Below are 26,540 nucleotides of genomic sequence, written 5' to 3'. Positions count from 1 at the left end.
GATGAGGGCGAACCCATGGATGGGGGACTCCTTTCCGACGGCGGCAGCGATGGAGGAAGCCTCGGGGACAATGCCACGGTGGCCGGCGCGATAAGTCTGCCCTTCCCGACGCTGCACCACCTGACCGTGGAGTGGGCGTTCAGCGGAGATGCCAACGCCAATGGCGTGGTGACGGTCCGCTACCGGGCCTCGGGCACCGGCCCCTGGCGCGAAGCGCTGCCGCTGCGCCGCGTGGCCGCGGGCAGCAACGAGGGCTTCAGCTGGACGGGCCGCCATTCCGGCAGCGTGTTCGACCTCCAGCCGGGGACGACCTACGAGCTGGAGCTCACCCTCACGGACCCTGATGGCGGGACGACCACTCGCACCGCGACCGCCACCACCCGCCCGGTGCCGGTCCCCATGGCAGGCGCCCCCGTCAAGGCAGTGACACCCGGCACGTTCGCCAGCGTCGCCGCGAGCGCACAGCCGGGGGATGTCCTCCAACTGGGCGCGGGAACCTACGCTGGCTTTGATTGGTCCCGGAGCGGCACGGAAGGAAAGCCCATCGTGCTCCGGGGGACGGCCGGGGTGGTGATCAACGGCGCCATCAACCTCTTCGCCCAGTCCCACGTCCACCTCGAAGGACTCACCGTCAACGGCCGCATCCGCTTCAACGGCTCGAAGCACATCATCATCCAGCGTTGCGCCATCAATGCCAGCAGCGCCCATGGAGGCGACGGCATCGTGACCTTCACCCGCGCGGAGAACGCATACATCGCGGACAACGTGGTGACGGGCCTGACGCAGTGGGCGGAGGCGTCGCTCGGCGCCAGCGGAGACAACCTGGGCGAAGGCATCGCCGTCAACGGCCCGGGGCACGTCATCCTGCACAACCGCGTGACGGGGTTCCGGGACGGCATCTCCCTCATGGAGGACGAGGAGTCCGTGGATCAGTTCAGCATCGACATCCTGAACAACGACCTGACCGGCAACGCGGATGACGGCATCGAGGCGGACTTCTGCTTCCACAACTGCCGCATCGTCCGCAACCGGCTGACGAACAACTTCATCGCGGTGTCGTCGCAGCCGGGGTTGGGCGGGCCCACGTACTTCGTCCGCAATGCCATCTACAACGCGGTGCACGTGGCCTTCAAACTCTACCGGGGCAGCACGGGTGACGTGCTCCTGCACAACACGGTGGTCAAGCACGGAGATGCGTTCGGCATCTACGCGGGCCGTCCGGTGGCGCACCTCTACGCGCGCAACAACCTCTTCCTGGGAGGGACCGGCGGCACGTTCAATGGGTACAGCAGTGGCACCGGCCGGGTGTTGCACGTCCCCGACCTGGAGGTCGCCAGCTCGAGCCTCGACTACGACGGAGTGGGTTCCACCACTGACACCGTCACGGGCCGCCTGGGCGCCACCCCGTTCACCAGCCTCCAGACCCTGCGAACCGGAACGAGCGAACAGCATGCCGTGCAGGTGGACCTCACGGCGTTCGCGACCTCGGTGGCGTATCCCGCCGACCCAATGACGCTCTACGCGAAGCCGGACCTGCGCATCCGGGCGGATTCGGCCGCGGCGAACGCGGGCCAGCCCCTGCCAAACATCAACGAGGGTTTCACCGGCCCGGCGCCGGACCTGGGCGCATTCGAGGCGGGAGCGGACCTGCCCGTCTATGGCCCGCGCTGACAGCACCCGACGAAGGCCAGGACTGGATAGGTCGAGGACTGGATAGGATGCGCGCCCATGCTCCTTTCCAAGAACGACTTCCTTCCGCGCGCGGAGGCCACGCTCGCCCGACTGGACGGAGCCCTCCGGGATGCGCTCTCCCATCAGGGCACGCCCCGGGTCACGACCCTGGAGAGGGCGTTCCCCAAGGACGAGCCCCTTCAGCCCGCCGCGCTCGCGAAGGCGCTGTGCCCCGGGCCCGTGTCACATGTCGGCCTGGCCGCCGTGGTGATGCGCGAGTTCCTTGAGCCCGTGGACGCCGTACTGGATGCGTCGCTGTCCAAGGCCACGGTCGTGACGGGCAACGCGAAGGCTCCCGGCTCGCTGCTCGTCACCTGCCCCCTCCTCGTGCTGGGCGACCTGGAGGTCGATGGATTCCTGGACGACTGCGGACCGGATTCGACCATCGTGGTCCTGGGCCGCTGTGTCGCAAAGGGACTGCGGACGTCGGGGAACTTCCTGGTCCTGGGCGACCTGGTGGTCCGGGACGTCATCCAGGGCGTCTACAACGATGAGAGTCTCATCGTGGCGGGCAACCTGGAGACGCGCTTCCTGGATGAGAATGATCACGAGGTCGCGTGCTACGGAGAGCTCCGCACGGAGCATCGCTTCGAGAACGGGCGCTCCGGCGAGGAGGCCGCATTGTGGGCCTCCGCCTTCCTGGTGCCCGGCCTCTGGAACATCGACCTCGGCGAAATCGACCACGGCGAACTCTTCGAACGCATCCGGCGGAACGAACCGGTCTTCACCGAAGCACGCGGCTGATTGAGTCCACCGTCAGTCAATGACAGACAGTGGCCCCTGGTCGTCCGTGTGGGCGGTCTTGGTGACGCTCCGCCGCCGCGCGATGAGCCCGCGCACGGAGGCCTGGAGCACCCAGGCCAGCGCGACCAGCCCGGAGAGCAGCCCCACCGAGTCCCCGATGCGCGCGTAGAGCGTGGGCACCCGGCCCACCGGCAGCTCCGCGCGCAGCACGCGCTCCTCCGCCGTGAAGTGGTCCAGTTCGCCATACACGCGCCCGTAGCCGTCCACCGCCACGGACAGCCCCTGGTTCACCTGCCGCACCATGCTGAAGCCCTGCTCCACCGCGCGGAACACCGCCTGCCGCGTGTGCAACGGGCTGATGCCCTTCCAGTCGCTCGATGGCAGCAGGAGCAGCTCGAGCCCTCGCGCCGAGGCGCTGGCGAACACCCCCGGGAAGTCACCGTCGAAGCAGATGGCGCCACCCAGGACTCCCACGCCGGGGGCATGGCTCACCGCCGGCTCCGCGCTGCCTGGGATGGAGTGCTCCGCCTCCCAGCCCGGCACCGGCCGGGACTTCACGTAGCGCCATGCCACCGCGCCATCCGGCCCCACCAGGATGAGTTCGTTGCGCAGCAGCCGCTCCGCCTCGGGCGTCATGCTCGCCACCGACATGCCGAGCCACACGCCCCGCTCGCGCGCCAGCGTGCTCCCCCGCGCGATGAGCGCCTCCAGCTCCGTGGCCAGCACCACCGCGTTGCCCTCGGACCAGAGGAGGAGCTTCGCCCCCTTCGCGGCCTCCTGCTCAGACAGGCGCAGCAGCTCCTCGTTCACCGCTCGCGAGGCCCCGGCGAAGGCGCTCCAGTCCTCATCACCAAAGACCTCGCCCTTCATGAGCCGGGACAGCCCCGCCTCGCGGCCCGTGGCCACATCTCCCGCCACCGTGATGCCCGCCACCTGGACGGGCTCGCCCTCCCTCCCCGCCCCCGCGAGCCGCAGCGCTCCGAAGCCGAGGATGGCCACCAATACCGCCGCGTACACCGACACTCCGGGCAGGACGCGGCGCCCTGTCTCCCGGTGCTCGAACGCCCAGTTGGCCACCGTGGCGAACCACACCAGGACGAACGTCAGGCCCCACAACCCCGTCACCGACACCCACTGCACCAATACCGGCACCCTTGCCTGGGTGTAGGCCAGCACGCCCCACGTGCCGAACGGGTTGCCCAGGCTGCTGAAGAACTCCAGCCCCGTCGTCGCCGCCGGCAGGAAGAGCGTCCCCACGAAGGAGCCCTGCGGCCCCACGATGAGCCGGTCCGCCAGGTACAGCCCCGCGACGACCACTGCGCCTCCCAGGGCCATGCCGAAGGCGCTCACGGCGGAGCCCGGGAACACCCCCAGGTTCGCCACGCCGACGGCGACGGTGTTGGCCACCAGGAGCCCCACGAAGCCCACCGCGGGACGCTGCCGCCGGGAGAAGAAGAGGAACAGGGCGCCCATCAGCCAGCCGGGCAGCACCGCCCACTCCGTGTTCAGCAACAGCACCAGTCCAGCCCCGACGCCCAGGGCGAGCCACGGCATGGACATGGACAGACGCCGCGCTCCTTCGTCCGGATGACTGCTCATCTCGCTCCCCTCTTCTTCGTCGAACCCGTCGTCGGCTTCAGCCGCTCAAGTGCTTCGCGCGCCTCGTCACACCAGCGCAGGTGCGCCTCCAGCCCGAGCAGCCCCGCGCGAATCGACAGGTGCTGGTAGGCGAACTCCGGGTCGTCTTTCCGGGCGTGACTGACGTCCCCGTCGATGAGGCGCAGCACCGCCAGCAACCCCTCCGCCTCGGCTCGGCTGCGCTCCACCTGCGCCAGGGAGTCCGCGGGCCCCACCTGCGCCCCGAAGAAGAGCTTGAGCAACAGCTCGTTGCGCTCCACGTGCGGGAGCACCGGCCGCCTCAGCCACTCCGCGAGCGCCTTCCGCCCCGCCGCCGTCACCCGGTACACCTTCCGGACCCGTCCGCCCCGCGAGCGCTCCTCTGGCTCGAGCTCCACCAGCCGCTCCTCCGCCATCCGCTCTAACGTCGGGTACAGGTTGCCGTAGCTCTCCTGCCAGAAGTGCCCCACCGACCGCTCGATGGCGCTTCGCAGGTCGTACCCACTCATCGGCTCCCGGCACAGCATCCCCAGGATGGCGAACCGACAGGTGCTCTCCCTCGCCATGACTGCCTCCTCCGTCCGGATATATCAGGCTGATATATCCGCCACCAGCCCCCCGGAGCTCGGGCTACAGCAGGCGGCAGAGCCACACGCTGGGAATGGCGGCATGGAAGCCGGCCTTCTCGAAGGCGCGCCGCGCCGGCGCATGACTCGCATCGCCACCGGTCGCCACGGTGGCGACCCTGGCGCCCGCGCGCTTCATGTGGCCGAGCGCGTATTCGTAGAGCGCCGTTCCGACCCCGTGTCCGGCATGATCGGGATGGACCGCGTTCAGGCCTATCTCGCCGATGAACGTCTCCGGGTCGACCTTCACCGCGACGAAGCCGACCACGCGCAGGTTGACCTCGGCCACGAACACGTCCCAGCCCGAGTCCGGAGCGATGAGCCCTCGAAGCATGTCGGCCTGGACTGCGTCCTGCTTCGCCTGCGCGAGTTCGTAGATCTCGTCGCCCAGGAGCGCGCGGAACGACGCGAACACGGGCTCGAAGGCCGCCCGCCGGATGTCCTCGAGGATCATCCCGTCAGCCACCGATGCGTGGCGGATGTGGAAGCGCCGCCGCGCGGTGATGCCATTGAAGCGATACCAGACGTGGTCGCGGACCTCGTCGCTCAACCCCAGCGCCTCGGCGCGCTCCAGCAGCGACTTCAGCTCCTCGGCGCTCAACAGTGGCCGCAGGTCCGCGTGGCCCTCCTGCAGGAAGAACTGGTGCACCAGCACCCGGGCCGCCACTTCACGTAACTCCTGCTCGTCATCGACGACGAGGGTCTTCGCGAGCCGATACAGAATGGTGTTCCGCGCCAGAAAGGCTCCCCGTTTCATGCACAGGTCACTCAGCGCCCAGAGCGCGTTCTTTCGCTGCCGGACGGAGAACTGGCCCTGTTCGAGGATCTCCACCAGCGCGTCGAACACCTCGGGTCCGCCCTTGTGGAGGGCATCCAGGTCGATGGGGACCCGCCACTTGTCCAGCTCATTGACGAGCCAGCGATATGCCTTTGCGTCCATGACGGCCACACTCCCAGTTCAAACGGTGAAACAAGCCTGCTCGCATCCCAAGGACGAACCCTAGAGTCGCCGCATGACCTCTCCCCGCTCGTCCTTTTCGTGGTCCCCTTCCCTGCGTGCCACCGTCGCGCTGGGCCTCCTGTCCCTGGGCGCTGGCTGTGGCCCTGAAGCGGTCAGCGATGCGCCCGCCGTGGCGGAGAGAGCACAGCCTCTCTTGGGGAGCACGCCCGCCTCCGCCGGTGAGTTCCCCTGGATGGTGTCCCTCCAGGACACGGCCGGGAACCACCTGTGTGGCGGCACCATCATCAACACCCACTGGGTCCTCACTTCACGCCAGTGCGTGCTGGGGACCGGCACCGTGACGCCCCCGCATCCCAGCACCCTGCGTGTCGTGGCGGGCGGCAACAGCCTGTCGGCGATGAGCAGCGCGGGGCAGGTGAGCACGCTGCTGGACATCATTCCCCTCATTGGCTCGTGGGATGTGACGCAGGGCAAGGACGCGGCGCTCCTGCGGTTGATGACCCCGCTGACGCTCAATGGCACCACGGTGGCGGCCCTGCCGGTGGCGACGGCGGCGGATGTCTCCGCCGGCTACACCGCCCCGGGGGTCATCGCCACGCTCTCGGGCTGGGGACAGACGAGCCCGGGCAGCGCAATCCCAGACGCGTTGATGAAGATGAGCGTGCCGCTGATGTCCAACGCGGATGCCTCCCTGGCGCTGGGGCAACCCCTCACCGCCGACCAGCTGGGGGCGGATGGTTCGGCGCAGGGCAACGCCTTCTGCACGGGGGACGTGGGGGGCCCGCTGGTGGTGGACGGTCCCTCTGGGAAGAAGCTGGTGGGTGTCGCCAGCTACAACCTGGGCTGCTCTGCGCCGAACATCTTCGAGAGGGCTGACTACCTCAAGGGGTTCATCGACTACATGACCCCGCGCCTGAATACCGCGCCGCGGGCGACGCTGCAGCACGTGAACGCAGCCCAGGGCGGCTGGAAGCACTACTCCCTGACCCTGCCGTCGGGCATCCCCGCGTTCACCGTGTCGCTCCAGAAGGGCACCGGCAATGGCACCCTCTACGTGCGCTACAACGCAGCGCCCACGCTGACGAGCTACACCTGCCGCTCCGGCGCCACGGACAGCAACCTGGAGTATTGCTCGCTCTACTACCCGAGCCAGGGGACCTGGTACATCTCCGTGTATGGCGAGACGGCTGTCGTCGAGGCCTCCATGCTCGGACGTACCTTCTATTGATACGGCCGCCTGCTTCGGGTGCCGTGAGGACGGGGTAGGCTTCCGCGCTCATGAGCACGAGTGGAACGGCGGCGCCCGGATTCTGGCTGGAGGTCGACCTCGCGCTGGCGGGCGATGAGGTCAGCGCCACGGCGCGGGGCAGCGGAGGCCAACAGCCCGCGCCGCACAGGTTGGGGCCCGCGCACTCGCGCGAGTCCCTCCGCCGCTTCAGTGAGTGGGTGCGGGACGCGGCCGTGCGCGGGGTTCCCCTGGAGTCCGCCGAGCAGGCGCGGGCGCTGCACTCCGCGCTCTTCCGCGAGGGGCTCCAGGAGGTGCTGCTCGAGCTGCGCGGCGTGTCGCGCAACACCGGGAGCAAGAAGCCGCTGCTGCTGCGGCTCCTGCCTCGGGACCGCGAGCTCCAGGCGCTTCCCTGGGAGGCGCTCTGTGGACCGTCCGGGCCGCTCGACTTCCTCGGCATCTCGCCGGAGCTGTGCATCGTGCGCGGGGTGCAGTCCACGAAGCCCTGGCTTCCTCGCGAGGTCACCGGGGCCGTGCGGCTGCTCGTCGTCTCGCCGCTGGACGAAGAGGCACCGGCCCGCCTGCGCGCCATGCTCCAGCCGGCCATCGACTCCGGAGCGCTGGAGTGGATGGAGCCGCTCGTGGGGCCCCGCTCGCGGCGTGACTACGTCATCGACCGGCTCCGCTCGGAGCCCGCGCCGCACATCCTGCACTTCATCGGTCATGGCGGCGTGGACCCGCGGGGAGCACCGGTCCTGCAACTCACGGATGCGGACGGCGCGTCCGCGGGGCTCTCCGTGGAGCTGCTGGCGAAGGAGCTGGCGGGAGCCTTCCGGGGCGACCTGCGATTGGTGGTGCTCGAAGCCTGTCAGGGCGCTCAACCGGGGGCGCTGACGAGCGCGGCTGAGCTGCTCGCGCAGGGCGGCGCGGACGCGGTGGTGGCGCACCTGTGGCCGGTGAAGACAGACGTGGCGCGCGCGTGCTCGCGGGCCTTCTACCGGGCGTTGGTGGGAGACACGCGGCACCGGGGCGACGTGGCCCGCTGCCTCCACGACGCGCGCAGCACGGTGCTGACGGAGTTCGGCGAGAGCGCCGAGGCCTTCTCTCCCGTGCTGTACCTGCGGGGCAGTGACACCACCCTCTTCTCCTTCCGGCCCGCCCGGGCGAACACCTTGCCGCGAGCCCCGGTGCAGGCCGAACCGGTGCGCGGAGAGGACCCGTCCGTGCGCGGGCTGATGGACCTGGTCTCACGCCCCTTCTCCCTGGTGCTGGGCGACCACGGGGGCACCACGGACGAGGACCTGCGGGAGCTCTTGCACGGCCGGATGCGCGGCACGCCGTGGGCCGTGCCGGAGGCCCTGCCGATGAGCGCGCTGGCGCAGCGGTTCACGCTGCGCTTCGGGCCCAAGACGCTGGACTCGCACTTCCAGGAGGTGTTCCGGGATGCGACGCCCACGCTGCCGCTGGTGGAGGCGCTGGCGCGGCGGCTGAAGCCCGGCGTGCACATCACGCTCTTGCGCACGCCTGTGTTGGAGCAGGCGCTCGCGCTGCACCGGCCCGAGCTGCCGCTGTATGTCATCCAGCCCTCGTCGCCCGACGAGGGCTCCGCGCTGATCCGACGGCGCCTGCCGGGGCAGGACTGGGAACCGCTCGACGCGCTGCCCCTGGACTTCGACCCCTCGCGCGACGTGGCGCTGGTGAGGCTGTACCGGGGCTACCTGCCCGACCGCGTCTTCGAAACGCCCCTGCTCACGGAGGACGATTACCTGCACGGCGTGCGAGACCTGGAGTCCGTCCTCCCGCCGGACCTGGCGGACGCCATCCTGGGGACGCTGGACAGCCGGCCCGCGCTGCTCATTGGACTGTCATTGCTGGCATGGCACCACCGCATGCTGTTGTCGCGGCTGTTCGGACGCCGGCCGCTGCCGCGCAAGAGCCTGGTGCTGCTGGAGCCCGGGGTGCATGAGGCGGAGTCTTGGAAGTCTGGCCGGGGCCTTCCCGCGGGCGCGGGCATCCAGGTGGTGCAGGCGGAAGCGGATGCGGTGGCCGAGTCCCTGGGCATGGGGACGCCGGGAGGTGCGCGATGAGCGGCCTGGTGAATCCCTTCCTCGGGCCGCAGCCCTACCGCGCGGCGGACCGCGAGCGCTTCTTCGGCCGCGAGACCGTGACGCAGCGGCTGGTGAACCGCATCCTCGCGCACCCGTGCCTCACGCTCTTCGGCCCCTCGGGTGCGGGGAAGTCGTCGGTGATGCAGGCCGGCGTGATTCCGCTGCTGGAGGAGGCGCACGAGTTCCGCACGGTGCGCATCGACGGGTGGCTCGCGGGGGAGGCTCCGCTGGCGCGGCTCGTGAGCACGATGCACGCGGAGCTGGAGCTGGGGCCGCCTCCAGAGCAGGCGGGGACGGCGCAGGCGCTGGACGCGGCGCTGGAGCTCGCCTCGCAGCGCTCGGACCGGCCGGTGCTCATCTACCTGGACCAGTTGGAGCAGCTCTTCCTGCCGGGGCGTGACGTGGAGGCGACGGGCGCGCTGCTGAAGGGACTGGACGCGCTGGCACGCAAGCCGGTGCGCGGGCTGCAGCTCGTGCTGGCGATGCGCGAGGACTACCTGGGGCGCTTCCGGGATCGCGTGCGGGGCCGGCGCGAGTTGCTGGAGCAGGGCTTCCGGCTGGGACCACTCACCGTGGGCGAGATGGTGAAGGTGTCTTGCCGGCTGGCCACCGAGAAGGGCCTGCCCTCGCAGCCCTGGTCCGAGCAGGAGGTGCGCGCGCTGATGCGGCAGGTGCGCATGGCGGGACAGGGCGAGCAGGACGATGACGCCGAGGTGCAGGCCGCGTTCGCGCAGATCGTCTGCCGGGCGCTGTGGGACGAGCGGGCGCGGGGCCAGGCCGTGGAGCCTGTCGCCGCGGAGCCGATGGTGCACCGCTACCTGGAGGCGACGCTGGATGCGCTCGGCTCCGACAAGAAGCGGGCGGCGCGCCGGTTGCTGGAGCAGTACCTCATCGCGAGCGATGGCAGCCGGACCCTGCTGACGGAACAGGAGGCCCGCGCCGAGCTGCCACCCGAGCACGCGGACGAGGTGCTGACGCACCTGGAAGCGGCGGCGGTGCTGCACGCGGAGCAGCACCAGGGCAGCCGGTACTTCGAACTGGGACACGACTGGCTCGCGCGCAAGGTCTTCGAGCTCAAGCAGCAGCGCATCGAGCGTGAGTCAGCGCAACGACAGCGCCGGCGTGAAGCGGCCGAGCGGCGCAGGCTCATCATCCTGGCGTCGGTGGCGGCGGGCGTGGCGGTGCTGATGGCCCTGCTGCTCATCTGGGCCCTGGCGGAGCGGTCCCAGGCGGAGCAGGCGACGACTGCGGCGGATCTCGCGACGAAGGAAGCCGTCAGGCAGGCGCGGGACGCGCGGGGATTGGCGTTGATGACGGGGGCTCGCGATCTGCAAGGCCGCGGCTACACCGCGATGGCCACGAAGCTGCTGCTCGAAGTGCCTGAACCCGAGCAGGCGCGGTGGTGGACGCAGCTGGCGCATGACTTCCTGAAGGACCCCCTCCCGGAGGTGACGTTCCAGGGAACGGATCCGCTGCGGGTCGCGGCCTTCAGCCCGGACGGCCAGCGGGTGGCGGCGGCCTCCATGGAGGGACCGGCGTGGGTATGGCGCGTGGACGGGACGGGCACACCCGTGGCGTTGACGGGCCATCTGGGCCGCGTCGGCTCCATCGAGTTCAGCCCGGACGGGCAATGGGTTGCCACCGCATCCCAGGACGCCACCGTCCGGGTGTGGCGGGCGGATGGGACGGGCACGCCCGTGGTGCTCCGGGGGTACGAGGATACCGTTCGCTCCGCGAGGTTCAGTCCGGATGGCCAGTGGCTGGTGACGGCTTCGGTGGACATGAGCGTGCAGGTGCGGCGGGCGGATGGAACTGGCAAGCCCGTGATGCTGGTCGGGCACGAGGCCTCAACCCTGTCGGCGCGCTTCAGCCCGGACGGGCGGCGCGTGGTGACCGCCTCGTGGGACGGAACGGCGCGGGTGTGGCGGGTGGATGGGAAGGGCTCGCCCGTGGTGCTCAAGGGGCACACGGAGCCCATCTCCTCCGCCGAGTTCAGCCCGGATGGGCAACGGGTGGTCACGGCTTCCGACGACAACACGGCGCGGGTGTGGAAGGCGGATGGGACGGGCACACCCGTGGTGCTCAAGGGACATGAGGGGGCCTTGTACTCCGCCACGTTCAGCCCCGATGGCCTGTGGGTGGTGACGGCTTCGGTGGACCATACGGCGCGGGTGTGGAAGGCGGATGGGACGGGCACACCCGTCGTGCTCGAAGGACATGAGTCCTCCGTCACCTCCGCCGGGTTCAGCCCGGATGGTCAGTGGGTGGTGACTACGTCCTTGGACAGGACCGCACGGGTGTGGAGAGCGGATGGAAGGGCTCCCCCCCAGGTGCTCAAGGGACACCAGGGTTGGGTCGAGAACGCGCGATTCAGTCCGGATGGGCAACGGATCATCACCGCGTCCAGGGATGGAACCCTCCGGGTCTGGAAAGCGGGCGGACCGGAGCTTCCTGTTGTGTTCCAGAGCCCCGCAGAGGCGGTCCAGTCCGCGAGCTTCAGTCCGGATGGGCAGCGGGTCGTCACGGCGGGCACCGACGGAGCGGCGCGCGTCTGGCGCACGGAGGGGACGGGAGCCCCCGTGGTGCTCGATGGTCGCGCGGGCTCCGTTTCGTCGGCCGCGTTCAGTCCGGATGGACAACAGGTGGTGATGGTCTTCGCGAACGGGAGTGCGCGGGTGTTGCGGGCGGATGGGACGGGCCCTCCGGTGGTGATGAGAGGGGATCTGCTCAATCCCATTGGCTCAGCGGAATTCAGTCCTGATGGCCAGTCGGTGTTGACCACGCTCCGGTTCGGAGGCGTGCCCCAGGTGTGGAAGGCGGACGGAAGTGGGACACCGCGGGTGCTGGGCTCCGACGAAGCGCGCTCCGCCCGGTTCAGCCGCGACGGTCAGTGGGTCGTGACCGCGTCGGACCAAACCCCGAAGGTGCTGAGGACGGATGGAACAGGCACGCCCGTGGCGCTCCTGGGGCATGAGCGCAGCGTTCTCTCCGCCGAGTTCAGCCTGGACGGCCAGTGGGTCGTGACCGCGTCCGAGGATGAGACCGCGCGGGTGTGGAAGGCGGACGGGACGGGCACGCCCGTGGTGCTCAAGGGGCATGGGGGTCACGTCTATTCCGCTAGCTTCAGCCCGGATGGCCTGTGGGTGGTGACGGCGTCCAAGGACAAGACCGCGCGGGTATGGCGGGCGGACGGGACGGGCACGCCCGTGGTGCTCAAGGGACACCTGGAGCGCGTCTCCTCCGCCCGCTTCAGCCCGGATGGCCGCTGGGTGGTGACGGCTTCGGCGGACACGACCGCGCGGGTGTGGCGGGCGGACGGAACGGGCCTGCCCCTGGTGATCCAGGGATGTGAGTCGGAGGTCGCATCCGCCGAGTTCCGTCCGGTCGGGCACCAGGTCCTCACGGTGTGCGCCGATGGACCGGCGCAGCTCTGGCCCCTGGATGTTTCGGAGCTCCAGCGGCGGCTTCGGGCCGTCAACAAGGACTGCCTTCCTCCGGACGTCCGTCGCAGCTACCTGGATGAAAGCGAAGAACAGGCGCGCAGCGGCTATGCGGAATGTGAGCGGGTCCAGGGACGGGATCCGCTCGTGACGCCGCCACCGACGCTACGGCTGCTGCCCTGAAAGCCTTGCAGCGGGGTCTCCAAGCAGCACATAGCCGCGCAAGTCATTGCGCAGCATCCACTGATAACCCTGTCGTTTCGGGTCGACAGGATCCGGAACGCCATACACCTGCGCGTCCTGCCGCGCCCGGTAGCCCGCCAGCAGCGCGTCGTTGACGCCCCGGTACGCGCTCATCAGCGAGTCCAGGGCGACGCCCGCGCGGCTGCCGTTGGACAGGACCTGGAGCGCGGAGAGGACACGCGAGGCACGGCTGCGCGTCATGTCCTCCGAGTCCAGGAACCCGAGCGTCCACGCCAAGTCGCTGTGGCCGATGATGCCCAGCGGGCCGCGCGGATTCGCCAGCAGGGCCTGGGGCAGCGCCGCCACGAAGGGGCGCTCCCCTTCCCTGGGCAGGCTGTGCAGCACGGACGCGGGACGGCCCGCGAACCCACCGGCCGCGGCGATCTGCGCGAGCCATGCGTGGAACGCGCTGTCCGGCGGCGTCGCCGCGCCGAAGCACGCCACGCTGAACCACATGCCTCCAGGCAGGAAGGGCGTGTCCCGCATCAGTGCTCCCGTGAGCGGTGGGCCGCCTCCCAACGTCAGCGCGCCCTGCATCGCCCGCTGCTCTTCGGGAGAAGCCCAGCCCTTCGAGGGCCGCCCCAACCCATGCGCCACCGTGAGCATCACCGCCGAGCGCGCATCGGCCGCGGCCTCCAGGAGCGCGTCAGCGTCCGCGTAGTCATAGGGAACCTCCTGGACCTTCAACGCGGGTCGCTTCTGCTTCCACCGCGTCTCCATGACCTGCCGGCAGGGCTCCACCAGCAGCTGGTGTCCGGACGTCGTGGCCGTCGTCCCGTCCCGCGCCGTGTACAGGAGCATGTCGGGGGCCTCCGGAGGCGCGCCGCGCTTCTCGGCCACGACCACCTTCTCGGCGTAGGACGTGTAGCCCGCGAGGTCCGGCGCACCGTCGGGCAGCCCCACGTGAAGCCGCCCCACGAACGCGCCATGCGCGAGCACGTGCTGCAACTCGATGGACACGTCGGGCAGGTCCCCGAGCAGCAGCAGGTACCTGGGACGTTCCTCCTCGGGGACGTCCTCGGCCCGGTGCACCGACTCCCTCCAGCGCACCGCCGCGTTCGCGTCCATGCCGGGAGGAACGCGGTAGCGCATCACGGGCGCACCCTGCTCCTGCTCGCGGTGCTGGAGGAGCGGCTCGATGGCGCGAAGCATGGCATCACCCGTCGTGCCTAACGGCGCGATGACACCCCAGCGCTGCGAGGCCAGGTCATTCGGGCTCGCGTCGGGGCGCTCCAGCGTCATGCCCTCGGCACGGCGAGGAAGCGGCGCGGGCCTGGGTGCATCCCGGGTGGAGTCCGCGGGAAGCCCTTCCTCCAGCACCGGCCGGCGGTCGTCAGCGCGCGCGAGCAGGAGCTGCAGCGCTTCATCCTTCACGGGCTCGGGCATCCTTTGGCTCCCAGTGGGACATTCGTCCTATTGATTCCAGAATCCGGAGACCGGTCCAGGAATTGGAAAACGGATCCGTCCGCGCCCGCCCCCTCCCCTGCAATCCCTTGCAATGATTGGAAGGGCGCATGACGCCTCGTGTGGCACAACCGCTGCACTGTTGTTGTGCATGCACGGTAAAATCCTCCTCCTCGATTCGAAGCCCCCGGTTCGTGGGGCGACGGCGCGTCACCTGACGGCAGCGGGCTTCACCGTCCTCACCGCTCGCACGGATTCCCAGGCGCGAGTCCTGCTGGACACGAACCTGTTCGACGCGGTCCTCATCGATCATCCCTTCGGCCGGCCCGGCATGGAGGAAGGTCTGCGCTTCGCTCGCGACCTGCGCCTGCAGGACTCGCACGTCCCCATCCTGCTGATGACGGCGCTGCCTCTGGACGAGGTCCGGCACTCGGCGTGGAGCAGTGGCATCACCAAGCTGCTGCCCAAGCCCCAGCTGATGCCGGTGCTCCTCCTCCACCTGTCCGCGCTCATCCCCGCCGCGGCCAACGAGGACCAGCCCCAGCCCATCCCCATGCGCTGAAACTCCAGACTGCCGTCTTCTCTGTTTCTGTCCGGATTCCGGAAACTGGATCCGCAAGCTGGACAAGCGGCCCGGCGGACGTGCTTTCGCTGGGCCAAGTGGCTGTAACGACTTCATCGCTTTATTCCCGGGGCTCCTGGCCCCTCGCTTGCTCATGCCTCCTTGTGTGCCCCGGAACCTGCTGATCATCGATGATGAAACGGTCCTGTGCTGGGTCCTGGGCCGCTTCTTCTCCAGCGCCGGGTACGAGGTCGACTCGGCCACGGACCTGACCGAGGCCCTGGAGCGGGTGAAACACGGCCGGTACGACCTGGTCATCAGCGACCTGCGCCTGAGCGGAACGCAGTCCGAGGAAGGGCTCATCATCGCGGAGCGGGTGCGCGAGTCCTCTCCGGCCACGCGCATGGTGCTGCTGACGGCGTTCGCGACGCCGGACCTGGGGACGCGGGCGCAGGCGCTGGGCGTGGACCTGGTGCTGAGCAAGCCCCAGCCGCTGCCGGACCTGGCGGAGCACGTGTCGCAATTGCTGGAAGCTCCGCGCTAGGAAGACGCGCGGTCGCCGGATCCACGCCGCGTCCGGGCGCCATCGCGGCGATGTCGCCGTGCGAGCGCGTCGCGTCCGCGCGGCCCGGAGTGACGCACCGCGACTCGCGTGCTCGGCGATCCGGAGTCCGGAACAGAGCGGCCCCGGGCGCGGCGGAGCCCGGGGCGCCACGCTCGCTGCCAGGGGAGCCCCGGTCCTGACGCAGGTGCAGGCAGTCGTGGGAATCCACGAGGGCCCCCTGCCCCGTCGGCCCATGGACGAGCGGACCTCACTTGGACAAAGGGTCGGGGTACGCAACGGCGACACGCGTGGCAGCATGACTGGACCGACATGTCCCGCTATGCCCTCATCGCCGAACTGGATCGCCACCGTGCCGCGGGCCTGCTCGCGCTCGCACAGCAAGAGGGGCTGGAGGGCGTGGTGGCGCGCGACGGCGCAGAGGCCCAGGAGCTGGTGCGTCTGCGCGGCTCGCCCACGCTGCTGGTGACGGACCTGGCGCTGCCCCGGGTGGATGGGTTCGCGCTGCTGGCGTGGCTGCGGGGCCGCTCGGATGCGCGTCACACGGCGGTGATGGTGGTGACGGCGTTCGACGAGCTGCGCGTGCGTGCCTGGCAGCTCAAGGACGCACTGGGCATCCACGCGCTGCTCAGCCGGCGCGCGGGGCCGGAGGCGATGCGCGACGGCGTGCGGCGCGCGCTCGCGGGCCAGCTCGCGGGCCACGGCCAGCTGGAGCTCAACGCTGACGAGGAGAAGCGGCGGCTCGCTCGCATCGACGAGCTGAAGCTGGTGAACCCGGGCCTGCCCGACAAGGAGCTTCAGGACCTGGTGACGGAGGTGGCGCAGTCCTTCGGGGTGCCCGTCGCGCTGCTGACGCTGGTGCTGGGGGACAAGCAGTGGTTCAAGGCGCACGTGGGGTTGCCCGCGGCGCTCGCGAAGGACCGGGGCACGCCGCGCGACTGGTCCTTCTGCCACCACGTGGTGCAAGGCCGCGAGGCCCTGGTGGTGCCGGACGCCACGCGCCATCCGGTGTTCCGGGACAACCCGCTGGTGCGCGACGGCATCGTCGGCAGCTACGCGGGCGCGCCGCTCATCACCTCCACCGGAGACGTGCTGGGCTCGCTGTGCGTCATCGACACGCGTCCGCTGATGCTGGGCCCGGAGGACCTGGCGGCACTGCGCGAGCTGGCGGGCCGCGTGGCGGAAAACCTGGAGCACACCGCGGTGAAGGGACGGGCTCGCTCCGCCTTGCCTCATCCCCAGCGCGCGACGGAGCCGGTGCTCACCGAGGCGGCGGCGCTGGCGCTGGTGCGCGAGGCGGTGAGCGCCCTCGAAGTGCCGGTGCTGGTGGTGGCGCCGGGCCGCAAGCCCTTCGCCGCCAACGCGGCGCTGGCGGAGCTGCTGGGGCTGCCGGAGGACCGGCTGTCGGGCATGGCCTTCGATTCGCTGTGCCAGCACGTCGCCAGCTTGACCGCGGACCCCGGCGGCACGCTGCGGCAGCTGGACCTGGCGGCGGAAAGCTCGCGCGGGCTGCACCTGACGCTGTCGCTGGAGCGGCCCCGGCCGCGCGTGGTGCGCTGGGTGGCGCGGCCCTTCCTGGTGCCCGGGGGCATCGCGCAGCTCCTGTCGCTGATGGACCTGGGCATCGGCGCCGACCTGAAGGGCAAGCACGAGCGGATCTTGCGCCAGGACGCGCTCACGGGGCTGGACACCCGGCGCGTGGGAGAGGAGCGGCTGGCCAGGGAGATTGGCCGTTGCCGACGGGAAGGGCTGCCCATCAGCCTGGTGCTGATGGACCTGGTGGAGCTGGGCGCCGTCAACCGCGCGCGCGGCTACGACGCGGGCGACGCGGCGCTGCGGGAGCTGGCCCGGCACGCGGAGGGCCTCTGTCCTCCACCGGGCTTCGTGGTGCGCTGGACGGGGGACACCCTCCTGCTCGCGCTGCCCGGGGCGGACGCCGTGGGCGCTGAGGCCGCTCGCCAGCAGCTCCATGACGTGCCCGGCCAGCCCGCGTGCGTGTCCATCGCCGTCACGGTGCAGGGCGAGGAGGATCCGCACGGCACCCTGGCCCGGGCACACGCCGCGCTGGACCGGGCGAAGCCTGAGCCAGCCTCCAAGCACGACTGAAAGCAGCTCCCCTCGGGCGCGACCGCCCGCAAACCTGTCCGACAGTCGGACAGGTTCGAAGGCATCGGTCCCCCCGGGCGCGCCTGGCGACAAGCCAGGCTGATGGGTGGGATGGCCTCCGCCTGGCAGGCCGGAGGGTCTGGGAGGCGTCAATGCCGTGAAAACCCTGGGGCCCCTGGCTATCGAAGGGCTTTTCCGCCCCCGTGGCGCGAGGGTCCCCCGATGATCCCCTTCTCCGTCCTCGACCTGTCCCCCGTCATCTCCGGGGGCGACGCCGGCCTCGCCCTCCGCAACAGCCTGGACCTGGCCCGCCACGCGGAAGCCTGGGGCTACCAGCGCTTCTGGCTGGCCGAGCACCACAACATGACGGGCATCGCCAGCGCGGCCACGTCGGTGGTCATCGGGTACGTGGCGGGGGGCACGAAGACGATTCGCGTGGGCGCGGGCGGCGTCATGCTGCCCAACCACGCGCCGCTCATCATCGCGGAGCAGTTCGGCACCCTGGAGACGCTCTACCCCGGCCGCATCGACCTGGGCCTGGGCCGCGCGCCGGGGACGGATCAGCGCACCTCCGCCGCCCTGCGCCGGGGACTGGGCGGCGCGGACAGCTTCCCGCAGGACGTGGTGGAGCTGCAGAACTACTTCAAGGACCCCACGCCGGGGCAGGCCGTGCGCGCGGTGCCGGGCGCGGGCCTGCACGTGCCGCTGTGGCTGTTGGGCTCCAGCACCTTCAGCGCGCAGCTGGCCGCGGCCCTGGGGCTGCCCTTCGCGTTCGCGTCGCACTTCGCGCCCGCGCAGATGATGAGCGCGCTGCACCTGTACCGCACGCAGTTCCGCCCGTCGGACGTGCTCCAGAAGCCGTACGCGATGATTGGCGTGAACGTCTTCGCCGCGGACACGGATCAGGAGGGCCAGCGCCTCTTCACTTCGCTGCTCCAGGCCTTCATCAACCTGCGCCGGGGCCGGCCGGGCCCGCTCTTGCCGCCGGTGGACAGCATGGACGGTCAGCTCAACGAGATGGAGCTGGCGGAGATCGAACACATGCTGGCGTGCACCGTGGTGGGCTCGCCGGACAGCGTGCGCGACGGCCTCCAGTCCCTCCTGGAGCAGACCGGGGCCGACGAGCTGATGGTGACCGCGCAGATCTTCGACCACGCGGCGCGGCTGCGCTCCTTCGAGATCGTCTCGCAGGTGCGCGAGCAGCTCACGGCCGCTGACACGCGGCCCGCACCGTCCCCGCAAGCCGCGCGATGAGCTGGGCGTCGTGGCTGCCGAAGACGCGGCGCGAGCCGCCCGGCAGCCCCAGCACCAGGTAGTGGGTGTCCTCCACCACGAGCAGCGCGGCCATGGACGCGAAGAGGCCCAGGGCGGTGACGACGAGCCCCGCCTCGTACGCGCCCTTCAGCGCCGTCACGCTGACGGACAGCCAGGACAACAGCGGCAGCCCCAGCGCCCCGGCCAGCCCCACCGCGAGCAGGTAGGGCCACACCTTCGGGGTGCGGCGCGCGGTCTCCACCTGGAGCACGTCACGCAGCGCCCAGCTCTGGCCGCCCACGACGAGCCGCTCGCCGGTGACACGGACCTGGCCGGCCTGGAAGAGGGAGGTCTCCGCCGCGTCCGACACCGGAGCCACCGGGCGGCGCTCCGCTTCACGCAAGGGGACAACGGGACGCAGCACGGTGACGACGGCCATCGGTTCACCCATGGGTGGTCTCCAACAGAGGAAAGTGCGAGCGCAGGAGGGCGCGAAGCTCATCGAGCGGGCGGCCCAGCGCGAAACATGCCCGGGCCCCCTGACACAGGGCGCGGGACACCAGGCGCTCGTCCGCGAAGGGCAGGAGGACGACGACGGGCGCGGCGGCGGCGCAGTCCCGCGCGTGCGTCAGCACCGGGAGGATGGCCTCCCCGCGCTCCACGTGCGCCAGCACCAGGTCCGGCCGGGCCGCGTCCTCCGCGTCCAGGAACAGGGCGATGCCCAGGTCGCCCAGCACGTCCGCCAGCAGCGAGGCCAGGGACTCATCCGCACCGAGCAGCAAGGCCCGGGTTGTGCGCAGGGACACCACGGTCCCACGTCACAGCAAGCTACATGCCGGAACCACCGTCCCCCGGGGCCACGGAGTTATCACCCGTGGACCATGGCAATCCGCCAGCCCCCCGTGGCGGATTGCCACACGGGCCGGTTACCGCTCCCGCTCGCGACGATGGATGGTGGACACATCAATGCCCAGGAGCTCCGCGGCGCGGGTCTTGTTCCCGCCGCAGTGCTGGACCATCCAGTGGATGTACTCCCCCTCCAGCTTGCGCAGGGTCCACACTCCCTCCTGCGCCTGGGCGAGCGGGGCCGCCGGCTCCGGCACCGGCGCGTGGGGCCGCAGGTCCTCCAGCGTCACTGTCTCCCGGGGGACGAGCACCACCAGCCGCTCCACCAGGTTCTCCAGCTCGCGCACGTTGCCCGGCCAGGGCATGGCGCCCAGCGCGGCCACCACCTCCGGTGACAGCGACGTCACGCGGGAGCGCGGGTTGCGTGTGCGAGAGCGGGCGGTGAAGTGCTCCACCAGCTGCGGGATGTCCTCCCGGCGCTCCTTCAGCGAAGGCACCCGCAGCGTGACGACGTTGAGCCGGTAGAAGAGGTCCGCCCGGAAGCGCCCCTCCCGCACGCGCGCCTCCAGGTCCTGGTGCGTGGCGGCCACCACGCGCACATCCACGGTGCGGCTGGCATCCGAGCCCACCGCGCGCACCTCGCCGTCCTCCAGCACGCGCAACAGCCGCGCCTGGAGCTCCGTGGGCATGTCGCCAATCTCGTCCAGGAACAGCGTGCCGCCGTGCGCCTCCACGAACAGGCCGCGCCGCACGGACGTGGCCCCGGTGAAGGCGCCCTTCACGTGGCCGAACAGCTCGCTCTCCAGCAGCGGCCCCGGCAGCGCGGTGCAGTTGACGGCCACGAAGGGGTTGGCCGCGCGCGGGCCCTCGACGTGGAGCGCGCGGGCCACCAGCTCCTTGCCGCTGCCGCTCTCGCCCCGGAGCAGCACCGGGGCCGCCGCGTGCGCCACCCGGTCGATGAGCTCGTACAGCCCGCGCATGGGCGCGCTCCTACCCACCAGCGCGCCCAGGCCGGAGCGCTCCTGCGACGCCTGCTTCAGCGCCCGGTGCTCCGCGCGCAGCCGGCGGTCCTCCAGCGCTCGGCCCAGGTACAGCCGCACCTCGTCCAGGCGGAAGGGCTTGGTGAAGTAGTGGTACGCGCCCCGGCGCATCGCCTCCACGGCGCTCTCCACGCCGCCGAAGGCCGTCATCAGCAGCACGGGCAGCTCCGCGTCCACCGCGCGGGCGGCGTCCAGCACGTCCAGGCCGTCCACCTTCTCCATGCGCAGGTCGGTCAGCACCGCGTCGTACACGCGCGAGCGGATGAGCGTCAGCGCTTCCTGCCCGCCCGTGGCCAGGTCCACCGTCCAGCCCGCGTCGGCCAGCGGCTCCTGGAGCATGCGCCCCATCTCCACGTGGTCGTCCACCACGAGGATGCGCGCGTCAGACGGCAAGTCGCTCGGCATTTCGTTCCTCTGGGACAGCGCGGGCCACCGGCCACAGCACGGTGACGCGAGTGCCCTGCCCCGGCGTGCTCTCCAGCTCCACCCGTCCGCCGTGGTTGCGCACGACGTGGGCCACCATCGTCAGCCCCAGCCCCGTGCCCTGGCCGCGCTTCTTCGTGGTGAAGAACGGGTCGAACACCTGGTTGAGGCGCTCCTTGGGAATCCCGCACCCGTCGTCACGCACGGTGAGCGCGACCAGGCCCCAGGTGCCTTCCTCCGGCCCCGCCAGCGCGGAAGCCGAAACCTCCACCTTGCCGCCCTCGTTGCACGCATCGCACGCATTGAGCGTGAGATTGAGCAGCACCTGCTGGAGCTGATCCGCGTCCGCCGCCAGCGCGGGCACGGACTCCGGCACGTCCACGCTCAAGCTCACCCGCCGCCGCTCCGCCTCCACCTGCAACAGCTCGTGCACGCTCCGGGCGAGCGGCCCCAGCGCCACCGGCCGCACCATCGCCGGCTGCAGGCGGGAGAAGTCCAGCAGCTGGCGCAGCGTGCGGCTCACCCGGTCGATCTGTTCGACGATGACGCCCAGCCCTGGCCCTTGCGGATGCGAGGGGCCCAGCTTGCTCTGCACGTACTCCGCCCGGCCGCGCACCACGCCCAGCGGCGTGCCGATCTCATGCGCGATGCCCGCGGCCAGCACACCCACCGTGGCCAGCTTCTCCGCGCGCAACAGCTGCGTCTCCAGCGCGCGCACGTCGCTCAGGTCCTCCACCACCAGGAGAGCGCGCGTCTCCTCCTTCGGGTCCTCCGCGGTCAGCGGCACCGCGTGCAGGTTGTATGTGCCCTCCTCACCGAAGAGCGCCAGCGGTTCGCCCAGGAGGCTCAGGGGCCGGTCCTCCTGCCGCGCGGACGCCACCAGCGCGGACAGCCGCTCCACCACCGGCGCCGGCGCCCCGGGGAACGCGGACGCCAGCGGCGCCCCCGTCACGTTGCCGGGCACGCGCGAGCGCAGCGCCTGGTTGACCGCGCTGATCCGCCCGTCCTCCGTCAGCGCGAGGACGCCCGTGGGCAGATGGTCCAAGATCTTCCGCGTCCGGTCATGGAGCGCGGCGAGCTGGGCCGCGTGCCGGCGGCTCTCTGTCAGCGCCACCGCGCGCCGCCGCGCCAGCACCACGTACACCGCGAAGGCCACCAGGAAGAACGCCACCAGCGCGCCCGCGCCCAACAGCCGCACCACCAGCGACTGCTCGTGCGAACGCAGCGCCGCGGTGGACACCAGCGTCGCCACCGCCCAGTGACTGCCGCCGCGCATGCGGATGGGCGTGTAGACGGCCACCACCTCCGAGCGCCCCAGCCCCAGCCGCTCCGCCTCCTGTTCGGACAGGGGCAGCATGCCGCGCGCACCAGCCTTCAGCCGGGACACGAGGAACGCGAAGCCCGGCACACCTGAGTCCTTCTGGCTCGCGCGGCCGAACCACTCCGCCAGGGCCGGGTCGCTCGCGGGCGTGGGCTGGCCGTGCGTGCCCACGAGCAACATCCGCGCATCCAGGTCCGACGTGACGATGCGCAGCGGCGCGAAGAACGACTCCGTGTCCACCAGCACCGCCACCGCGCCCTCGGGCTTGCCATCCGTCGCGGGCAGCCCCGTGGCCAGGATGCGCAGCCAGCCGCCGTTGGCCGCGTCCAGGATGGGCGACGTGGTGAGGTCGCCGGGCGGACGCTGCAACGCCCGGCGCGCCGTCTCGGCCATCTCCGCCACCAGTCCCTCGCGAGACACCTGCGCGTCCGGCTTGCGGTCCAAGAGCAGCAGCCGCTCCACACCGTCGCCGTCGTACGCCGCGATGGCCTTGTACTGGCCCACCGCCTCCAGCAACGCGCGCAGCTCCCGGCGGTGCTCCGCCAGGGTCCCCGGCTGGGACATCAGCTCGCCGGCGAAGCGCAGGTTCTTGCCCACCTCCTCCAGCGAGTCCGTGACGCCACCCACGGCCTCGTCCAGCTGCTTCTGCCGGTCCCCGGCGAACTGCTCCACCAGGGTCGTCCGGCTGCGCTTCACGAGCGTCCAGACCCCCACCCCCACGCTCGCCAGCGCGGCGCACAAGAGGAGGATGGGCAGGAGCGTGGACCGCATGAGCGGCCCGCAACCTAACCCGTTGGGTGCTCCCAAGTCCTTGTTTCCAAAAGCATTTGTCCCACCTGCCCTCCGGTACTTGCCCGTTGACGGACCGCGTCGCGGAGTGCTACCTACCGGTCGGTAGGTGAAGTGACCTACCGGTCGGTAGGTGGTCTCAGCCCGGCAGCAGGCAGGCCGGCAAGGGAAGGCACGCATGACACCCACAGGGCGCAAACCGGACGAGGGCGAGCGGTACAGGGCCATCCTGGAGACGGCGGCGCGGCTCATCTGCGAGCGCGGCTACGAGGGCACGTCGATGCAGGAGATCGCCGCCGCGTGCCGGATGACGAAGGCGGGGCTCTACCACCACATCCAGAACAAGGAGCAGCTGCTCTTCGCCATCATGAACTACGGCATGGACGTGTTCGAGGAGCAGGTCCTCGCGCCCGTCCAGGACGTGGCGGATCCGGTGGAGCGGCTGCGCCAGTGCATGCGGCAGAACATCCACCTGGTGACGAGCGGCCGCAGCAAGGAGGTCATCATCATCCTCCACGAGCACGCCACGCTCACCGGTGAAGCGCGCGAGTACATCGACCGGCGCAAGAAGCGCTACGTGCGCTTCCTGGAGGACGCGTTCGCGGAGGCCAACCGACTGGGCCGCCTGCGCGGCGTGGTGGACCCCACGGTGGCGGCGTTCTCGTTCCTGGGGATGATCCTCTGGGTCTACAAGTGGTTCAAACCGGACGGGCGTCTCACCGAGGAGCAGATCGCCGACGGCATGGTGGAGCTGCTCTTTCCCTCCGCCGCTTCGGCCGTGAGCGCCCCGGCCCCTTCGTCTGAAGACGCGCCCGCGCTGCGCATGGTGCCGCGCGCCGCTTCCGGTTCCAGCTCCGGTTCTGGAGGAGAGCCCCAGTGAACCGCGCCCGTTGGAGTTCCCTGTCGGAGGCGGTGGCCTCCATCCCGGACGGCGCGTCGCTCGCGGCCGGCGGGTTCATGCTGGGCCGCGCGCCCATGGCGCTGGTGCTGGAGCTGGTGGCGCAGGAGAAGCGCGGCCTGCAGCTCATCTCCCTGCCCAACCCGCTGCCGGCGGAGTTCCTGGTCGCGGGCGGGTGTCTCCAGCGCGTGGAGCTGCCCTTCGGCGCGCTGGTGCTGGAGAACCGCGTGCGTCCCCTGCCCTGCCTCAAGCGGGCCATCGAGGCGGGCGAGCTCGAGTGGCGCGAGCACGACGGCTACCGCGTGGTGCAGCGGCTGCGCGCGGCGTCCATGGGGCTGCCCTTCATCCCCGCGCCGGACGCGGACGTGTCGGAGCTGGCGGAGGTGGACGCGCCGCGCACGGTGGAGGATCCGTTCACGGGCCGCCGCGTGCCGGTGGAGCCCGCGTACTACCCGGACGTGGCGCTCATCCACGCCCGGGCGGCGGACGACAAGGGCAACCTGCTGATCGAAGACCCCACCACGGACCTGCTCGTCGCGGGCGCCGCGAAGCGGATCATCGCCACCGTGGAGGAGCGCGTGCCGAAGCTGTCGCGCGTCACCATCCCCGCCTTCCAGGTGGAGCGTGTGGTGCTCGCCCCCGGCGGTGCGCTGCCCACGGGCTGCCTGGGCCAGTACCCGCATGACGACGCGATGCTCGCGGCCTACCTGGCCGCGGCGGACGCGGGCGACGCGAAGGGCTTCCTCATGTCGCTGCGCGCGACGCGGAGCGCGGCATGACGACGACGACGGTGGACGCGACGCCCGCGGAGACGGTGGTGTCGCTGCTGGCGCGGGAGATTGAAGACGGCTCGGTGGTGGCCACGGGCGTGGCGTCGCCGCTGGTCATCCTGGCCATCGCGGTGGCCCGGGCCACGCATGCGCCGGGGCTGACGTACCTGGCGTGTGTCGGTTCGTTGGATCCGGCGCTGCCGGAGCTGTTCCCGTCGTCCGAGGACCTGCGGTACCTGGACGGCCGGTCCGCGGAGGTGAGCATCGCGGACCTGTTCGACCACGCCCGGCGCGGCCGGGTGGACACGGTCTTCTTTGGCGCGGCGGAGGTGGACCCGGCGGGCCGCACCAACATGACGGCGTCCGGCAGCCTGGACAAGCCGCGCACCAAGTTCCCCGGCGTGGCGGGCGCGGCCACGCTGCGTCAGTGGGTGAAGAACCCCGTGCTGCTGGTGCCCCGGCAGTCGCGCCGCAACCTCGTCCCGCAGGTCCAGGTGGCCACGACGCGCGACCCCAGCCGTCCGGTGCGGCTCATCTCCGACCTGGGCACGTATGAGCTGGGCGGGCCTCGTGGGGCGCGGCTGTTGGCGCGCCACCCGTGGGCCACGGTGGACGGCATCTCCGAGCGGACCGGCTTCGAGTTCGCGGTGCCGGACGCCCTGCCCGTCACCTCGCTGCCGGACGCGCGCACGGTGTCGGCCATCCGCGCGCTGGACCCCCGCAACCTGCGCGACGCGCTCGTCGGCGGCTGAAGCACTCCTTCCCCATCCTTCAAGCAGCACGGAAAAGAGGCACCGCATGGAAGCCGTCGTTCTTCGCCAGTTCGGGAGTGCAGAGAACCTGCGTCTGGAGACCGTGCCGGTGCCCCGGCCGGGCAAGGGCGAGGTGCTGCTGAAGGTCCACGCGTGCGGCGTCTGCTACCACGACGTCATCAACCGCCGCGGCAACCTGCCCCGCACGCACGTGCCCGCCATCCTGGGGCACGAGGCCGCGGGCGAGGTGGTGGAGGTGGGCCCGGACACAGTGGGCTGGAAGGTGGGCGACCGCGCGGCGACGCTGCAGCGCATGTCCTGCGGCGAGTGCGCGCTGTGCCTCTCCGGCCGCAACAGCCTGTGCAAGACGGACAACCGCTTCTTCGGCGAGGAGCTCCAGGGCGGCTACGCGCAGTTCATGGTGGCCCCGGTGCGAGGCCTGGGCCGCGTGCCGTCCGACCTGCCCTGGGCGGTGGCCGCCACGGTGTGCTGCACGCTGGGCACCGCCGTGCACACGCTGCGCACGCGGGCGAAGGTGAAGGCCGGTGAGACGGTGCTGATCACCGGCGCCAGCGGCGGCGTGGGCCTGGCTGCCGTGCAGTTGGCGAAGGTGGACGGGGCGCGCGTCATCGCCATCACGTCCGGCGAGGCGAAGGTCGCGGCCCTCAGGGAGGCTGGCGCGGACGAGGTGATTGTCTCGCGCGGCCTGGACTTCGGTTCGGAGGCGCGCAAGCGCACGCAGGGCCAGGGTGTGGACGTGGCGGTGGAGATTGTGGGCAGCGCCACCTTCGACCAGACGCTCAAGGCCATGGCGCCCGGCGGACGCGTGGTGGTGGTGGGCAACCTGGAGTCGGGGGTGGTGAACCTCAACCCGGGGCTGGTCATCGTGAAGGAGCTGGAGATTCTTGGCGCGTACGCGACGACGCGCGAGGAGCTGGACGAGTCGCTGCGGCTGACGGCCAGGGGCCTCATCCGCCCCTTCGTGTCGGAAGAGGTGCCGCTGGCGGATGCGAGCCGCGCGCACTTCCGCCTGGAGAACCGGGAAGTGGCGGGCCGGCTGGTGCTGGTGCCGCCGGCTGCGTGAGGCCCACTGGATTCGCGACCTTTTGACTTGAGGA

At 71.0% G+C, this 26,540-nt stretch carries 21 protein-coding genes; 13 read left to right on the top strand and 8 right to left on the bottom strand.

Annotated features, from left to right (window positions below):
* Positions 1-15 precede the first annotated feature (15 nt).
* Entirely contained in the window at positions 16-1,671 is a 1,656-nt protein-coding gene (locus tag D7X30_RS10710) for a right-handed parallel beta-helix repeat-containing protein (protein ID WP_233591508.1), read from the top strand.
* A 57-nt stretch (positions 1,672-1,728) separates the two neighbouring features.
* Positions 1,729-2,475 (top strand): hypothetical protein, encoded by a 747-nt coding sequence (locus D7X30_RS10705; protein WP_120562792.1) that lies wholly within the window; start codon positions 1,729-1,731, stop codon positions 2,473-2,475.
* Positions 2,476-2,487: 12 nt separating this feature from the next.
* Here D7X30_RS10705 and D7X30_RS43405 read toward each other — a convergent pair whose 3' ends face one another.
* From D7X30_RS43405 to D7X30_RS42755, 3 genes are all read right to left on the bottom strand, one after another.
* Positions 2,488-4,074 (bottom strand): nitrilase-related carbon-nitrogen hydrolase, encoded by a 1,587-nt coding sequence (locus D7X30_RS43405; protein ID WP_120562791.1) that lies wholly within the window; start codon positions 4,072-4,074, stop codon positions 2,488-2,490.
* Positions 4,071-4,658, bottom strand: a complete 588-nt coding sequence (locus D7X30_RS10695) for a PadR family transcriptional regulator (protein WP_120562790.1) — start codon at positions 4,656-4,658, stop codon at positions 4,071-4,073. Before D7X30_RS10695 ends, D7X30_RS43405 begins: the two co-directional genes overlap by 4 nt.
* A gap of 64 nt (positions 4,659-4,722) precedes the next feature.
* Positions 4,723-5,658, bottom strand: coding sequence for a GNAT family N-acetyltransferase (locus tag D7X30_RS42755; RefSeq protein WP_233591537.1), 936 nt, complete (start codon positions 5,656-5,658; stop codon positions 4,723-4,725).
* Between the two features lie 73 nt (positions 5,659-5,731).
* On the opposite strand from D7X30_RS42755, the gene D7X30_RS10685 reads away from it, so the two are divergent.
* The 3 genes from D7X30_RS10685 to D7X30_RS10675 are packed head-to-tail and all read left to right on the top strand — an operon-like array spanning position 5,732 to position 12,635.
* Complete coding sequence (locus D7X30_RS10685) at positions 5,732-6,907, top strand: trypsin-like serine protease (RefSeq protein ID WP_120562789.1); 1,176 nt, start codon at positions 5,732-5,734, stop codon at positions 6,905-6,907.
* Positions 6,908-6,957: 50 nt separating this feature from the next.
* Positions 6,958-8,991 carry a CHAT domain-containing protein gene (locus D7X30_RS10680; RefSeq protein WP_120562788.1) on the top strand — a complete coding sequence of 678 codons (2,034 nt, stop codon included), beginning with the start codon at positions 6,958-6,960 and terminating at the stop codon, positions 8,989-8,991.
* On the top strand, positions 8,988-12,635 hold the full coding sequence (locus D7X30_RS10675; RefSeq protein WP_120562787.1) for a hypothetical protein: 3,648 nt from the start codon (positions 8,988-8,990) through the stop codon (positions 12,633-12,635). Before D7X30_RS10680 ends, D7X30_RS10675 begins: the two co-directional genes overlap by 4 nt.
* Here D7X30_RS10675 and D7X30_RS10670 read toward each other — a convergent pair.
* On the bottom strand, positions 12,618-14,081 hold the full coding sequence (locus tag D7X30_RS10670; RefSeq protein WP_120562786.1) for a hypothetical protein: 1,464 nt from the start codon (positions 14,079-14,081) through the stop codon (positions 12,618-12,620). The two genes, D7X30_RS10675 and D7X30_RS10670, sit on opposite strands and share 18 nt — an antisense overlap.
* A 169-nt stretch (positions 14,082-14,250) precedes the next feature.
* Here D7X30_RS10670 and D7X30_RS10665 point away from each other — a divergent pair, with 169 nt between their 5' ends.
* The 4 genes from D7X30_RS10665 to D7X30_RS10650 all read left to right on the top strand — a co-directional run bounded on the left by D7X30_RS10665 (position 14,251) and on the right by D7X30_RS10650 (position 18,583).
* Positions 14,251-14,661 (top strand): response regulator transcription factor, encoded by a 411-nt coding sequence (locus D7X30_RS10665; protein WP_158619232.1) that lies wholly within the window; start codon positions 14,251-14,253, stop codon positions 14,659-14,661.
* Positions 14,662-14,827: 166 nt separating this feature from the next.
* Positions 14,828-15,205, top strand: a complete 378-nt coding sequence (locus D7X30_RS10660; protein WP_233591507.1) for a response regulator — start codon at positions 14,828-14,830, stop codon at positions 15,203-15,205.
* Between the two features lie 330 nt (positions 15,206-15,535).
* Positions 15,536-17,329 carry a diguanylate cyclase domain-containing protein gene (locus tag D7X30_RS10655; protein ID WP_120562783.1) on the top strand — a complete coding sequence of 598 codons (1,794 nt, stop codon included), beginning with the start codon at positions 15,536-15,538 and terminating at the stop codon, positions 17,327-17,329.
* Between the two features lie 222 nt (positions 17,330-17,551).
* Positions 17,552-18,583, top strand: coding sequence for an LLM class flavin-dependent oxidoreductase (locus tag D7X30_RS10650; protein WP_120562782.1), 1,032 nt, complete (start codon positions 17,552-17,554; stop codon positions 18,581-18,583).
* Here the strand turns inward: D7X30_RS10650 and D7X30_RS10645 are convergent.
* From D7X30_RS10645 to D7X30_RS10630, 4 genes are all read right to left on the bottom strand, one after another.
* Positions 18,534-19,034: a DUF6232 family protein gene (locus D7X30_RS10645; RefSeq protein WP_147443156.1), complete on the bottom strand. Its 501-nt coding sequence runs from the start codon at positions 19,032-19,034 to the stop codon at positions 18,534-18,536. The genes D7X30_RS10650 and D7X30_RS10645 overlap by 50 nt on opposite strands.
* Positions 19,027-19,389, bottom strand: a complete 363-nt coding sequence (locus D7X30_RS10640; protein WP_233591506.1) for a DNA-binding response regulator — start codon at positions 19,387-19,389, stop codon at positions 19,027-19,029. Before D7X30_RS10640 ends, D7X30_RS10645 begins: the two co-directional genes overlap by 8 nt.
* A gap of 120 nt (positions 19,390-19,509) precedes the next feature.
* Positions 19,510-20,874, bottom strand: a complete 1,365-nt coding sequence (locus tag D7X30_RS10635) for a sigma-54-dependent transcriptional regulator (protein ID WP_370039109.1) — start codon at positions 20,872-20,874, stop codon at positions 19,510-19,512.
* Positions 20,852-22,984 (bottom strand): ATP-binding protein, encoded by a 2,133-nt coding sequence (locus tag D7X30_RS10630; RefSeq protein ID WP_120562779.1) that lies wholly within the window; start codon positions 22,982-22,984, stop codon positions 20,852-20,854. The genes D7X30_RS10635 and D7X30_RS10630 overlap by 23 nt, the downstream gene beginning before the upstream one ends.
* Before the next feature lie 196 nt (positions 22,985-23,180).
* Here D7X30_RS10630 and D7X30_RS10625 point away from each other — a divergent pair, with 196 nt between their 5' ends.
* From D7X30_RS10625 to D7X30_RS10610, 4 genes are read left to right on the top strand one after another with little or no spacing between them, the layout of a single operon-like run.
* Positions 23,181-23,882 carry a TetR/AcrR family transcriptional regulator gene (locus D7X30_RS10625; protein WP_120562778.1) on the top strand — a complete coding sequence of 234 codons (702 nt, stop codon included), beginning with the start codon at positions 23,181-23,183 and terminating at the stop codon, positions 23,880-23,882.
* The gene (locus D7X30_RS10620; protein ID WP_120562777.1) at positions 23,879-24,679 is read left to right on the top strand and encodes a CoA transferase subunit A; all 801 of its coding nucleotides are present in this window, start codon (positions 23,879-23,881) and stop codon (positions 24,677-24,679) included. Before D7X30_RS10625 ends, D7X30_RS10620 begins: the two co-directional genes overlap by 4 nt.
* Positions 24,676-25,422, top strand: a complete 747-nt coding sequence (locus D7X30_RS10615) for a CoA-transferase subunit beta (protein WP_120562776.1) — start codon at positions 24,676-24,678, stop codon at positions 25,420-25,422. The genes D7X30_RS10620 and D7X30_RS10615 overlap by 4 nt, the downstream gene beginning before the upstream one ends.
* Before the next feature lie 46 nt (positions 25,423-25,468).
* Positions 25,469-26,506 (top strand): zinc-binding dehydrogenase, encoded by a 1,038-nt coding sequence (locus D7X30_RS10610; RefSeq protein ID WP_120562775.1) that lies wholly within the window; start codon positions 25,469-25,471, stop codon positions 26,504-26,506.
* Positions 26,507-26,540 lie beyond the last annotated feature (34 nt).

It is taken from the genome of Corallococcus sp. AB011P, assembly GCF_003611605.1.
Classification (GTDB): domain Bacteria; phylum Myxococcota; class Myxococcia; order Myxococcales; family Myxococcaceae; genus Corallococcus; species Corallococcus coralloides.
The sequence above is the reverse complement of the archived record's forward strand: the minus strand, read 5'-3'. Positions and strand labels throughout refer to the sequence as shown.